General features: G+C 59.8%; 13 protein-coding genes. 5 read left to right on the forward strand and 8 right to left on the reverse strand.

Going from position 1 to position 12067, the window contains the following annotated elements:
* Positions 1-90 precede the first annotated feature (90 nt).
* Both JJE47_17875 and JJE47_17880 read right to left on the reverse strand, forming a co-directional pair.
* Positions 91-966, reverse strand: a complete 876-nt coding sequence (locus tag JJE47_17875) for a TIGR01777 family oxidoreductase (GenBank protein ID MBK5269295.1) — start codon at positions 964-966, stop codon at positions 91-93.
* Between the two features lie 22 nt (positions 967-988).
* The gene (locus tag JJE47_17880; protein ID MBK5269296.1) at positions 989-1759 is read right to left on the reverse strand and encodes a PD-(D/E)XK nuclease family protein; all 771 of its coding nucleotides are present in this window, start codon (positions 1757-1759) and stop codon (positions 989-991) included.
* A gap of 62 nt (positions 1760-1821) precedes the next feature.
* Here JJE47_17880 and JJE47_17885 point away from each other — a divergent pair, with 62 nt between their 5' ends.
* Entirely contained in the window at positions 1822-3729 is a 1908-nt protein-coding gene (locus JJE47_17885; GenBank protein MBK5269297.1) for a VanW family protein, read from the forward strand.
* Between the two features lie 16 nt (positions 3730-3745).
* Here JJE47_17885 and JJE47_17890 read toward each other — a convergent pair whose 3' ends face one another.
* Together JJE47_17890 and pyk are read right to left on the reverse strand one after the other, a co-directional pair.
* On the reverse strand, positions 3746-4057 hold the full coding sequence (locus tag JJE47_17890; protein MBK5269298.1) for a hypothetical protein: 312 nt from the start codon (positions 4055-4057) through the stop codon (positions 3746-3748).
* A gap of 24 nt (positions 4058-4081) precedes the next feature.
* Positions 4082-5503 (reverse strand): pyruvate kinase, encoded by a 1422-nt coding sequence (gene pyk / locus JJE47_17895; protein ID MBK5269299.1) that lies wholly within the window; start codon positions 5501-5503, stop codon positions 4082-4084.
* A gap of 56 nt (positions 5504-5559) precedes the next feature.
* Between pyk and JJE47_17900 the strand changes: the two genes are divergently transcribed.
* Positions 5560-6531 carry an LLM class F420-dependent oxidoreductase gene (locus tag JJE47_17900; protein MBK5269300.1) on the forward strand — a complete coding sequence of 324 codons (972 nt, stop codon included), beginning with the start codon at positions 5560-5562 and terminating at the stop codon, positions 6529-6531.
* A gap of 14 nt (positions 6532-6545) precedes the next feature.
* Here the strand turns inward: JJE47_17900 and JJE47_17905 are convergent, their stop codons facing one another.
* Positions 6546-6830, reverse strand: coding sequence for a DUF427 domain-containing protein (locus JJE47_17905; protein ID MBK5269301.1), 285 nt, complete (start codon positions 6828-6830; stop codon positions 6546-6548).
* Between the two features lie 72 nt (positions 6831-6902).
* Between JJE47_17905 and JJE47_17910 the strand changes: the two genes are divergently transcribed.
* Together JJE47_17910 and JJE47_17915 are read left to right on the forward strand one after the other, a co-directional pair.
* On the forward strand, positions 6903-7454 hold the full coding sequence (locus JJE47_17910; GenBank protein MBK5269302.1) for an NTP transferase domain-containing protein: 552 nt from the start codon (positions 6903-6905) through the stop codon (positions 7452-7454).
* On the forward strand, positions 7451-8215 hold the full coding sequence (locus JJE47_17915; GenBank protein MBK5269303.1) for a PIG-L family deacetylase: 765 nt from the start codon (positions 7451-7453) through the stop codon (positions 8213-8215). Before JJE47_17910 ends, JJE47_17915 begins: the two co-directional genes overlap by 4 nt.
* A 13-nt stretch (positions 8216-8228) precedes the next feature.
* Here the strand turns inward: JJE47_17915 and ugpC are convergent, their stop codons facing one another.
* The gene (gene ugpC, locus JJE47_17920; protein ID MBK5269304.1) at positions 8229-9407 is read right to left on the reverse strand and encodes a sn-glycerol-3-phosphate ABC transporter ATP-binding protein UgpC; all 1179 of its coding nucleotides are present in this window, start codon (positions 9405-9407) and stop codon (positions 8229-8231) included.
* Between the two features lie 74 nt (positions 9408-9481).
* Here ugpC and JJE47_17925 point away from each other — a divergent pair, with 74 nt between their 5' ends.
* Positions 9482-10189: an SDR family oxidoreductase gene (locus tag JJE47_17925; protein ID MBK5269305.1), complete on the forward strand. Its 708-nt coding sequence runs from the start codon at positions 9482-9484 to the stop codon at positions 10187-10189.
* Here JJE47_17925 and JJE47_17930 read toward each other — a convergent pair.
* Complete coding sequence (locus JJE47_17930; protein MBK5269306.1) at positions 10186-11313, reverse strand: FIST C-terminal domain-containing protein; 1128 nt, start codon at positions 11311-11313, stop codon at positions 10186-10188. The two genes, JJE47_17925 and JJE47_17930, sit on opposite strands and share 4 nt — an antisense overlap.
* Before the next feature lie 18 nt (positions 11314-11331).
* A partial coding sequence (locus tag JJE47_17935) for an FAD-dependent oxidoreductase (GenBank protein MBK5269307.1) occupies positions 11332-12067 on the reverse strand: 736 nt, incomplete at its 5' end.

Below are 12067 nucleotides of genomic sequence, written 5' to 3' on the forward strand. Positions count from 1 at the left end.
CGCCCATGTCGACGACATTGCCCGCGAACTCAACCGACAAGACGTCCAGTCGGACCGTCGGGTTGTCGAGCTGCACTCGGCTTGATGCCGTTACGAATCAAGGATGCGGCTCAGAGCATCGGGTAGGTCGGGGTCGAGGTATTCAAATCCCGTTTCGGCAAGGACCCGGGGAAGGACACGCTGGCTCGCCAGCAAGACCTGATCGGCGAATTCCGATCCGAGCAACAGTTTCAGGCCGAATCCCGGGGCCGGGATCACAGCCGGGCGGTGCATCGCCCGGCCGAGCGCTTTGGCAAAGTCCGCATTTCGGATCGGCTCGGGAGCACTGAGGTTCACCGGTCCAGTGATCCCTCGGTCAACGACATGCATGATGGCCCTGACCTCGTCGCGCAACGTGATCCAGCTCCACCATTGCTTCCCTGAACCGATCGGACCGCCCACGCCGAATTTGTAGGGCAGCAGCATCCTCGGGAACGAACCGCCCACGCCATCCAAGACGAGCGCGGTCCGACCAAACGCGGTAGGAATACCTGCGTCGATGGCCGGTTGGGCGGCCGATTCCCACATTCCTGTCAGGTCCGCGAGGAAGCCGTCCCCTGGCGCGGCAGTCTCAGGAAGAACGGTGTCGGCCCGGGATCCGTAGTAGCCGATGGCTGACCCTGACAGAAAGTGACTGACTTGTTTCTCAACGGCCACCTGCGCCATGGTGGTGGTTCCGGCAACTCGACTGTCGATGAGTTCGTGCTTCTTACGCACCGACCATCGACCGCCAATGGTTTCGCCAGCCAGATGGATGATGGCGTCGACGTGCCCATCGATCTCGGTGGTCCGAGCGACAGGGTCCCAATGGACCGTACCTGGTCGTCCTGATCGCGACAGGGCCACCACGTCGTGGCCGGCCGTCTCGAGAGCCGACAACAGGGCAGAACCGATAAAGCCTGTTGCACCACTTATGACAATCCTCATGGCGTTCCCCTCAAGCAAATCTCTAGGCAGAGGCTACCCGGGCGGCCGCCTGCCCTTCTGAGCACTCGCTCAGGATAGGACAGTACCTACAGTACATTCCCGGCACTCTGGCCAGCCGCGTATCGGCAGTGGTCGCCTCACGAACCGTACGCACGAGTTCACCGATTTGGTCGGCCAGATCTTGAGCCATGTCCTCCGTCGGAGATTCCCGGTACTGCTCGCCGGATTGAACTGAAAAGGCCTCGATGGTGCCGGGAAGCGAACCTTCGGACAGCGACCAGAGCAAGGCGTAGAAACGCAGCTGTTGGGCGACTTCGCCGAGATCCCCGGACTTCCAATCAACCAACCGGACTCCCCGATCGTCGTCATAGACCGCATCAATCCGTCCGAGCAGCGTGACATCGGGGGCGAACTCGGCTTCCAGGTGGATCTCGGAGGAACGGAAGCCGTCGACGGGCATCTTCTTGAATCGCTGATACATCTCGCCAACCTCGGCGATCGTCTCACGAATGGCGGTGATTCCCAATCCAAGGTTGGCCATTTTGTAATTCATGTTCGAATTGCCAATAGCCATCCGACACACGCCATCGAAGTCATGGTCAGGGATCTCGCCCCCTTCCAGGTGCCGGGCGAACACCGCATGGGCCAGGGCTCCCTTGAACGATGCGACCGAGTCTGGCCCATACTTTCCATCCAGTCGGGCTCCAAACAGCGACGGACAGTTGACAAACGCGATGAATCCGGACGCCGAAATCCGCAGCGGCACTCCGGCAGGAAGATCAGGGATACGCACAACTGTCATGGTATTGCGTTGGCTGGATGATTACTACACTCCCTGGTCCGCCCGGAGATTGCATGAGCCGTAATCAACGTATTGCCACCACTGCGGTAGGAGGACTTCTCGCAATCCTCCTACTCGCCTTTTTCCTCACGCGCCCGGCCGACGGGGAGATCGCCCGCTGGGTATCGGTTGGCGATCTGGCGGTTGGGAGCCTGACCGAATCCGGAGCTACTGAAATCATCATCGCCAGGGAGGATGCCCTGGCTGCCCTGCCGGTAGTCGTCCGCGCCGGCAGTGCCGAGCGCTCAGCCCTCCCCGATCAGCTCGGGTTCTCGTTCGATACGGATACGGCCGTACAACAAGCGTTGTCGGTTGGCCATGAACCTTCAGTGGTTGGCCAGTTCGGTTCCTGGATCAAGGGTATTTTCGGTGGGTCCCGGATCGAACTTACCGCCGACCTCGACCCCACTTCTGTCGACGCGGTCCTCGATGGCTGGGACAGCGAGGCGGCCACCCTGTCCACCAAAGCCGACATCGCCGTCGAAAACGGGACCCTGATAGCCACCTACGCTTCCCCCACGGAACTCATTGTCCGGCCAGGGGCCTCGAAGATCCTCCTGTCGCTGGTCCTCGATCCGGACCGGCCGATCGGGTCGATCGATACGACCACCAACCCTGCTGGGATTTCGGACGCCGCCGTAGACGATGCATTGGCGGTTGCCAGGCAACTCGTTTCCGCACCGGTGACGCTCACCATGGCGAACCCACTGGCCTCGTTACGTCTTACCGCTGGGGAACTTACTTCGGCTTTTGTGGCAGTCACGGAAGCCACCACGATCACTCCCACCCTCGACGCCGCCGTCCTCGAAACCCGGTTCGAGGACTTGCGTGAGGTCTTCGCCGCAACATTCAAAAGCGCCGAATTGGTCGTCAACGACGACGACACGGTGACCATCGTCCCTGGCGAGGCCGGTCTGCGGGTCGATAGTGACCGAATAATCGAAGCGATCCTGACGGCTGCCCAGACACCGGACCGCAGCGGTCAGATTCCAGTCATCGAAGACGCCGAACCGGATGTGACCGTGGCCGACCTCGAAGCCCTCAAGATCGAACATCTCGTCAGCTCGTTTACGACCTATCACGACTGCTGTGCCAATCGGGTCATCAATATCCACATAATGGCGGACACGATCAACGGGACCATCGTGATGCCGGGAGAAACCTTCTCAGTCAACGAAACGGTCGGCGAGCGCACCCAGGAGAAGGGTTACCTACCGGCCGGCACGATCGTCAATGGCGAACTTGAGGATACGTTCGGGGGAGGCGTCTCCCAGTTTGCGACAACGATGTACAACGCCATCTTCTGGGGTGGCTACACCGATATCACCCACAAACCCCATAGCTTGTATTTCTCACGTTACCCCGAGGGAATCGAAGCCACGCTCGACTATCCAAGTATCGACCTGGCTTTCCGGAACGACACCGACGGTGCCATTTACATAAAGACCGAGTACACGGACACATCGCTGACGGTGAAGCTGTTGGGAAGCAACGGCGGTCGCACGGTAATCGGCAAACAACGGAACGGGTTGACCGATATCACAGTCACTGCCGAAGGCGACCCCGCGAAGGCGGTGGTCGTGTCGGCGACGGTGTCGGAGAGATTCGGCTTTACGGATCCCGATACCGTCTATCAGGCGAACCTGGATGTGGTACCCGGTACGACAGAGTCCATCCAATCAGGCCTCCAAGGATGGTCTGTGACCGTAACCCGCACCCTCTCCAAGCCGGACGGGACCAGCGAATCTCGTGAGTGGGTGGCCCGGTATCGCTCCCGGCCCTTCATCATCGAAGTTCATCCATGTGACATACCCAAGGGCGACCAGGGATACACCGGCGAGCCTTGCCCTACGACCACCACCAGCTCGATTCCGGTCGAAACGACCACAACGACTTCGGTCAGCTCGACGACGGTGCCGTAGCCCCGAAGTAGTGGGGTCAGGCGCCTTTGTTTTCGTCGTAGACGATGAAAAAGTCCCGTATGGCAGCCGATACGACCGAGAGCGAGTCTTCATCCCATGCGGCCGGCCGCTCAACGGACACGACATTGGAATACACAAAGACGTTCGACAGCATTCGATCGACGGTGAACAATCGATGCGCCAGACCGGCCGGGAATGTGGATCCGGCTTCGGCGGAGGCCAACGACGGATACGCTTCTCCATCCTGACCGCTCAGGCTCCGGTCCGTGTCAAACAGGGCAACCCTTCCGATTACGGTCGGTTTTGAAACGTTGATGGTCTGGCCCATGATTCTCCTTTACGCCTGCGCACTTTAGCGTCGCGACGCCGAGCCTCGGCCCCGCTCGCCAATTCGATGCAACTTCATGAGGTTCGTCGAGGCTTGCTGGTTCGGGGGGGTCCCGGCCACCATGACCACGCCCTCGCCGGTTTCGCAAATCCCGGTCTTTTCAAGATACTTCTCGGCACTCGCCAACATGAGATCGGTTGACTCTCGCCGTTCGAGCATCTGGGGGCTTACACCCCAGTACACCGCCATCCGACGATAGGTAGCCGGATCCGGAGTAAACGCGATGATCTCAGCCGACGGCCGATACTTCGATAAGAGACGGGCGGTACTTCCCGACTCCGTGAACGCCGCGATGACATGCAAGTCCAGGTTGACGGCAGCTTCAACCGCAGCCTTGGCGGTGGCAGACGCGAACGTCCGATGTGACTCGAGAAAGTTAACGGGCTTGGTGGCGCTTCGCTCGGCCTCCAAGCAAATCCTGGCCATGAATTCGATCGTTTGGACCGGATATTTACCGATCGCCGTTTCACCCGACAGCATGACCGCGTCGGTCCCGCTCATGACGGCATTGGCAACGTCGGTCACCTCTGCTCGAGTGGGCCGCGGTGAATTGATCATCGATTCGAGCATTTCCGTGGCCGTTATTGAGATCCGGCCGGCGGCATTCGTACGATTCAAAATATCCAACTGAACCCTGGGAATGGTCTCCAACGGCAGCTGAACTCCCAGGTCTCCCCTGGCGACCATCGCCCCGGAAGCCTCACTCAGGATGTCATCGAGATTCGCGTAGGCTCGAGCCAGTTCGATTTTGGCGATAACCGGCACTCCCCCGGCTAGCTCGCGAACCTGATCGATATCGGCGCCGGTTCGCACAAAGGAGGCGGCCACATAATCAACCTCCAGCGAACGACCAAATTCCAGGTCAGCTTCGTCTTTTGGGGTGACCGACGGTACCCGCAGCGAAGTATCGGGAAAGGCGGCCCCTTTGTGGTCGGACAGTTGTCCGCCGACCGTCACAAAGGCCGTCAGCGAGTCATCGTGAACCTTCTCAACCACCAACCGGATGAGACCGTCGGAGAGCAAGACGTCATCGCCGACCCCAACGTCCTCCAGGAGGAACTCGTAGTCGATTGGTACAACGCCCGCCGCGCCCGGCTGGGATCCCGGCACGAGCCGGACGGTTTCGCCCGCAACCAGTTCGATCGGTCCGTCGCCAAACACCCCGACGCGGACTTTGGGACCCTGGATGTCTTGGAGCAAAGCGATCGGTCGCTTGTGTTGCTCGGAAGCCCGACGAAGCCACCCAGCCATCTGGGTGTGGGTGTCATGATTGCCGTGGGAGAAGTTGAGCCTGGCGACATCGAGGCCGGCCGCGACCAGCTCTGAAATCTTTCCCTGGCTCGCCACCGCGGGGCCCATCGTGGCCACAATTTTGGTTCTGCGCATTGCGACACCCTACCCCAGGTTCCCCTCTGATTCGATTCTCGGTTAGTGTCGACATCATGAGATATGGAGCATTTTTACCGCAAGGATGGCGTCTCGATTTGGTCGGGATCGATCGATCGGACCACTGGCCGACCATGAGCAGGGTGGCCAACACCATCGAGGCTGCCGGTTATGAATCGCTGTGGGTTTATGACCATTTCCACACCGTTCCAGTCCCCACCCAGGAAGTCACATATGAGGCCTGGACACTTATGGCGGCCTTGGGCGCCACCACCTCATCGGTGCGACTGGGCCAGATGTGCACCTGTAACTCGTATCGACCACCTGCCTACCTCGCCAAAGTGGCTGCCTCGATCGACGTGATCACCAATGGACGGCTTGAAATGGGCATCGGGGCTGGTTGGTACGAGCATGAATACACCGGCTATGGCTACCCCTTCCCGAAGCCGTCTGTACGGATCGGGCAACTGCGCGAAGCCGTTGAAATAATGCGGGCATTGTGGACCGAAGATGAAGTCGACTATGACGGCGAGTTTTACAAGTTGGACGGGGCGATCTGCTCACCGAAGCCAGTCCAGGACCCACACATTCCGCTGTGGATCGCCGGAGGTGGCGAAAAGCTGACTCTTCGGGTTGCCGCCAAATATGCCAACTACACAAACTTCGCCAGCACGCCAGAGGAGTTCATTCACAAGTCAGACATCCTCGCCGCGCATTGCAAGGATGTGGGCACCGATTTCTCGGCGATCGTCCGTTCGACAAATCTCACCATGATCTGTGCACCCACCGAGGCAGAGGTGAGCGAACGAATCGACGAGACCGTATCACGACTGGCACCTCTTATTGGCGACGAAGCTGCCGCTTCGGCCAGACGCCTGGTCACTCCTATGTCAGGAACCCCGGAACAGATCAGCGAAAAACTGAAGCCATGGGTTGATGCCGGGGTTGGCTACTTCATCATCAACTTTCCTGACGCCGCCTATGACACGGCGGGTCTTGAGTTGTTTGCGAAGGAACTAGCCGACTGACGCTCGAGAGCTGATCAGTCCGAGACGACGACCTGGCCCCAAAAAGCCATGTGGTTTTTGAGGTTGGCGGCCGCTTTCTTCGGATCGTGATATACCCAGGCGGCGGCGGGAGCCTGCGCGCCTTCGACTGCGACGTCGCAATAGTTGGCAGTACCTTTCCAGGGGCAGCCGGTCGTTTTGGCAACTTCTGTAAAACACTCCAGCTTGACCGAAGAGGGAGGGAAATAATGATTGCCTTCCACCAGCACCGTATCGGCACTCTCAGCAACAACGACCCCATCAAGCGTGGCAATAGCCATGAACATTCTTTCAGGTTGCGATCTCTGGGGAACGCCCGATTGGCCCCTGACTATTCCCGCTAGCGTCTCACCATGATCATCGGCATACCCATCCGCAGTTTCGAAACGGCCAAACAACGCCTGGCCGGCCACCTCACTCCTGAGGAACGCCGGACGGTGGCCGAACTGCTCGCCGGGCATGCTCTCGTCACCGCAGCGGCGTTGACCGACGTCGTGATCGTCACCGGCGACGCAGGTGTTCGGCGTTGGGCAGAGGAGAGGTCTGTGGAAGCCATCGACGACGACGGGACCCTCGATGGTGCTGCCACCGCGGTCGCTATTCGGGCTGGAGCTGCACCGTGGGGGATCCTCCACGCAGACTTGCCAACCCTGACCCACCACGACCTCGAAGCCGCACTGGTCGGGTTCGCCGGACGGGGTACCGCCATTGCCCCCTCGTGGGACGGCGGCACCAGCCTCATCATGTCGAGCGGACGTTTCGCATTCAGCTACGGCCCGGGAAGCTTCCACCGCCACCTCGCCCACCGACCAGAATCAGCCATCATCATCCGCCCGGGATTGGCGCTCGATGTTGACGAGCCTGAACACCTCGCCTCGATGGTGCGCGGTAGGCTCGGAGGATGACCACCAACATCTTCTCCCCGGCAAGATCCTCAGATCCGAACGATCGGATGCCGACCCCGGAACGGGCGCTGACCATCGGTGCCCATCCCGACGACGCAGAGTTCGGCGCTGGTGGGACGCTCGCCAAGTGGGCGTCCGAGGGTTGCTACATCACGATGCTGATTGTTTCTGACGGTTCCAAGGGAACCTGGGATCCCGACCTGGATCCTGAAGCGCTTATCGCCGCTCGGCAGGCTGAACAGCGCAGAGCAGCCGATCGCCTCGGTGCCCGGGACGTCGTGATGCTCGACCATGTAGACGGGGAGATCGTAAACACGGTTGCCCTGCGACAGGAGCTGAGTTTTTGGATCCGGACCACCCGGCCCGACGTCGTCCTTTCACATGACCCCTGGAAACGCTACATGTTGCATCCAGATCATCGAGCCACCGGGATGGCCGCGATCGACTCCATCGTGGCGGCCCGCGATCATCTCTTCTTCCCGGAACAGTTATCCGAGCACGTGACAAAACATCGTCCCGCCACGATCCTGCTGTGGTCAGCAGACGAGATCGACTACTGGGAGGACATCGCAGCGACGTTTGACGTAAAGATCGCCGCGCTTCTCGAGCACTCGACACAGGGTCCAACGACCATGGCGAGCGCCCAGGCGAACCAGGACGGCCGACAGGAGTTTGTGGCCAAGTTGCAGGCATGGTCCGCCACAATGGGCGAATCAGTCGGCCTGGAGGCTGCAGAAGGGTTTAAGCGCCTTTTCCCGTAACGGCGGCGATTATCTAGTAGATCGCCTGCGAGCTATCGATGTCGAAGAAGTGCAACTTTGCCTTATCGATTACCAGACCGATGTTGTCACCGAGCGTCGGAGCGAAATCCGGATTGATCCGGGCAACGAACTTGGTCGTCGCACCCAACATCGCTTCGTCTGTGCCCTCATCGGCAAGCAGTTCGCGGATGTCCTCGGTTACGACTGGCGGAAAGTCAATCACGAAGTGAATAAACGCTTCTGAGCCAAGTTGCTCAACCAGGCCGACCTCAACGGGTAAATCTCCAGGCGTGCCAACCGCCGCCGCAACCTCGAACGCCTCCGGTCGGATTCCGAGCACCACCCGTTTCCCGGCGTATTCAGACAGACCAGGACGGGCAGCCAGGTTATTCGGATCAAGCGTAAGGGTTGTCGCCCCGAACGTTGCCGTCATACCGTCACCCGCCTGAGCCAGGTCGGCATAGACAAAGTTCATGGAAGGCGAGCCAATAAACCCGGCCACGAACAAGTTCAGTGGTCGATCGTACAACTCACGGGGCGTCGCCGCCTGCTGCATGATGCCTTTTCGCATTACGGCCACCCTATCGCCCATCGTCATGGCTTCGACCTGATCATGGGTGACATATACAGTGGTTGTCTTCAGACGGGCATGGAGCTGACCAAGCTCAGACCGCATCTGGACCCGCAGCTTCGCATCAAGGTTGGAAAGGGGCTCATCCATGAGGAACGCAGCCGGCTCTCGTACGATGGCTCGACCCATCGCAACCCGCTGGCGTTGACCTCCGGAGAGGGCTTTCGGCTTACGATCGAGGTACTCGGTGATCTCAAGGATACGGGCGGCCTCATCGACTCGCCGGTTGACTTCGTCTTTGGGCATTTTGCGGAGCTTCAGACCGAACGCCATATTGTCGAAAACAGTCATATGCGGATACAGGGCATAGTTTTGGAAGACCATCGCAATGTTGCGATCTTTTGGCGGGATATCGTTGACAACCGTCTCACCGATCTTCATGGTGCCTTCGGTGATATCTTCGAGACCGGCGATCATTCGGAGCAGCGTCGACTTGCCACATCCAGACGGGCCGACGAGTACCATGAACTCGCCGTCGTTGATCTCGAGATTGATATCCGTCAGAGCACGGGTACCACCCTCGTAGATCTTGCCAATACCATCAAGACTGATGGATGCCATGATTCCCTCCAATAACTGCGACCGGTCGGTAAACAAATTACCATGTCCGCAACCGGCTTGAAGGGTGAGCTCACGTGAATCGAAATGTCGTCGTCATAACCGGAGGCACCGGAAGCCTCGGAACAGCCCTCGCCAAGCGGCTAGCGGCCTCTGGTGCTGCGCTGGCAGTTACCTACCTCATCCCGGAGGAAGCCGAAAAGTTCGAGGCAGAATTACACCTCGATGAGACCCGGCTACTCCTCAAGCGGGTGGATTCGACATCGGCAAGCAGCCTGAACGAATTCATGAGTCAGGCCGTCACCAAATTTGGCAGTGTGAACGGATTGGCTGCTCTGGTGGGCGGCTGGGCGGGCGGTCGCGACATTGACGAAACCGACGACGTTCGACTCGAACGAATGCTCGACCTCAACCTTCGTTCGGCGTTCTACGCCGTCCGGGCCATCACGCCGCATCTCAAGGAAAACGGATCTGGCCGGATTGTTCTGGTTGGTAGTCGCGGCGCAGATGACGGACCATCGGGACAGGCAGCGTTCAACATCGCCAAAGCCGGTGTCGGTGCACTGGGCCGGTCAGCAGCTTCGGAGCTGAGTGACTTCGGCATCACGACCAACGTCGTGCAACCATCGGTGATCGATACGCCGGCAACCCGTCGGGCGGTGCCCTTCGCCGACTATGTGAGTTGGCCAACCCCCGACGAGATCGCAGCCGTGATCGAGTTCCTGCTATCGGATGCGTCGAGCGTCATGTCCGGCGCCACCCTGCCGGTGTACGGAAACACCTAGAGCTGTTCGGTAAGTTCCACGGTTACGACGCCAAAGCCGAGCATGCGGGATGCGCCAGCCACTGGCCCGATTTCCGCGGTTCCGATCATGCCGGCCAACGCGGCCGGTTGACAGGCCAAATCTACGAGAGCTGCATCGTGGTGTGCGTATCCGAAGAAGGCTTCCCCTCGACCGCGGTCGGTGAACATCAGCATGCCGCCCGAGCCAAGCTCGACGATCGAATCGTTGAGATCGATTCCGGCCCTCGTGGAATCGCGGACGTGGAACTGAATGGTTGATCCGACCGGCACCTCGTCGGCGATCAGGATCGATTGTGTATTCCGGTCGGCTCCAGTCACGGCCCGAATGAGAAAATCTCCTCGACCGTGAGCGGGGGCGTATTCATCGAACGCAATCCCCAGCTGAATTCCGTAGCGCAACTGTTGCTGAGCACTTTCATCAAGGCCCTCGATGATTCTCTCAACAAACGTCACGGCCGGCACCCCACCGATTTCCTCAATCACTCGACCGGCCGCCCTGGTCACCACCGCCGGGGTACCTACTGGTTCACAACCTTGTGAAACAACGGCCCGAAACTCAACGTTCCCCAATAACACGGCCGCCACCGCTCCATTCGTGAATACCTGACCGTTGACAAAGAGAAACGGCTCGTTGTCCAGAGAACCGGGCATCCCCCCTGCGACCGGGACTATGCCAAGCGACTCCGCAAACTGGCCGGCCGGAAAACTGTACGGATCGGCAAGCAGTATCACCCCCCTGGCATCCTTCGGGATATTTGCTCCGGCAATACCCATCCCCTGATCGGTGCGATGCGCGACCATTCGCAAGGCCGTCGCCCCGGCATCGTCAAGCCACGCCGCCCACACCACGAGGGCGGCGCCCGATTCGAACTCCTCGGAACCGGCCACCAGCCCACTCGAGATGGCCCCGAGACTGACTCCGCTCATCGAGACCAACGACGCCAACCTGCCTGCGATACGGGGAGTCGCGTGACCGTGGTGAAAGGACGCGAATCCAAATACCAGGTCCGGAGCCCGGGTGATCCCGCTGACGGCTAGACGAATCGCCTCATTGAGCGCATCACCAGTGTCTTGGGAGATCGATACCCCGGAACCGAACCGCATCACCGCACGGTAGTACGGCTACAACCGACGACCGGATATGTCCTGCAAGGCGTCGTAGGCCGCGTACTTGTAGACCTCGGACCTGGTGGGAGTGTTAAAGGTGGTGTGTATGAATCGGTCAACCAGGTCCCGGGCGTGGATGGCTGCCTGCCCGATGTGGACGAGTTCGGCTGCGTCCTCACCAAGAATGTGCACACCGAGCAGTCGATGATCGTCACGCCTGACGACCAGTTTGATCAAGCCAACCGTCGTTCCGGCAATGCGACTCCGACCGTTGTCAGCAAAGAATGCCCGTCCAATGGCATAGGATTCGCCGGCTTCTCTCGCCGCCTGCTCGGTCATGCCAACCATTCCGACCTCTGGCATCGAGTAAACCCCAAAGGTGGGAAGCGCATCGAGCCGATCGACCGCGTGAAGATCGAAGGCGTGGGAAGCCGCAATCCTTCCCTGCTCGGCCGATACCGATGCCAATGCGGGGGGTCCGACAACGTCACCCGCCGCGTAGATCCCGGGACGGGTCGTTTGGAAGTGTTTATCGACGATAATGTGGCTGCGGTTATCGACCTCGATACCCGCTTCATCAAGTCCAAGGCCCTCGACATTGCCCGCCCGGCCGGCCGCGAACAAGACCTTGTCGGGATAGAGGGTTTCCCCATCCGGAAGGCCTACTTCGAGTCCACGATCGGTTCGCTTGATCGTCGACCCTGGCGCGTCGAAAACGAACCGCGCCCCGTCGGCGGTTAGCGCCTTGGCC

This window comes from Acidimicrobiia bacterium, assembly GCA_016650365.1.
Lineage (GTDB): Bacteria > Actinomycetota > Acidimicrobiia > Spongiisociales > JAENVV01 > JAENVV01.

Excerpts from the sequence above, each read along its gene's own strand:
- JJE47_17905 (MBK5269301.1), bottom strand. The coding sequence starts at position 6,830 with ATGGCTATTGCCACGCTTGATGGGGTCGTTGTTGCTGAGAGTGCCGAT.
- ugpC (MBK5269304.1), bottom strand. The coding sequence starts at position 9,407 with ATGGCATCCATCAGTCTTGATGGTATTGGCAAGATCTACGAGGGTGGT.
- JJE47_17930 (MBK5269306.1), bottom strand. The coding sequence starts at position 11,313 with ATGCGGTTCGGTTCCGGGGTATCGATCTCCCAAGACACTGGTGATGCG.
- JJE47_17900 (MBK5269300.1), top strand. The coding sequence starts at position 5,560 with ATGAGATATGGAGCATTTTTACCGCAAGGATGGCGTCTCGATTTGGTC.
- JJE47_17875 (MBK5269295.1), bottom strand. The coding sequence starts at position 966 with ATGAGGATTGTCATAAGTGGTGCAACAGGCTTTATCGGTTCTGCCCTG.
- JJE47_17915 (MBK5269303.1), top strand. The coding sequence starts at position 7,451 with ATGACCACCAACATCTTCTCCCCGGCAAGATCCTCAGATCCGAACGAT.
- JJE47_17910 (MBK5269302.1), top strand. The coding sequence starts at position 6,903 with ATGATCATCGGCATACCCATCCGCAGTTTCGAAACGGCCAAACAACGC.
- JJE47_17885 (MBK5269297.1), top strand. The coding sequence starts at position 1,822 with ATGAGCCGTAATCAACGTATTGCCACCACTGCGGTAGGAGGACTTCTC.
- pyk (MBK5269299.1), bottom strand. The coding sequence starts at position 5,503 with ATGCGCAGAACCAAAATTGTGGCCACGATGGGCCCCGCGGTGGCGAGC.
- JJE47_17890 (MBK5269298.1), bottom strand. The coding sequence starts at position 4,057 with ATGGGCCAGACCATCAACGTTTCAAAACCGACCGTAATCGGAAGGGTT.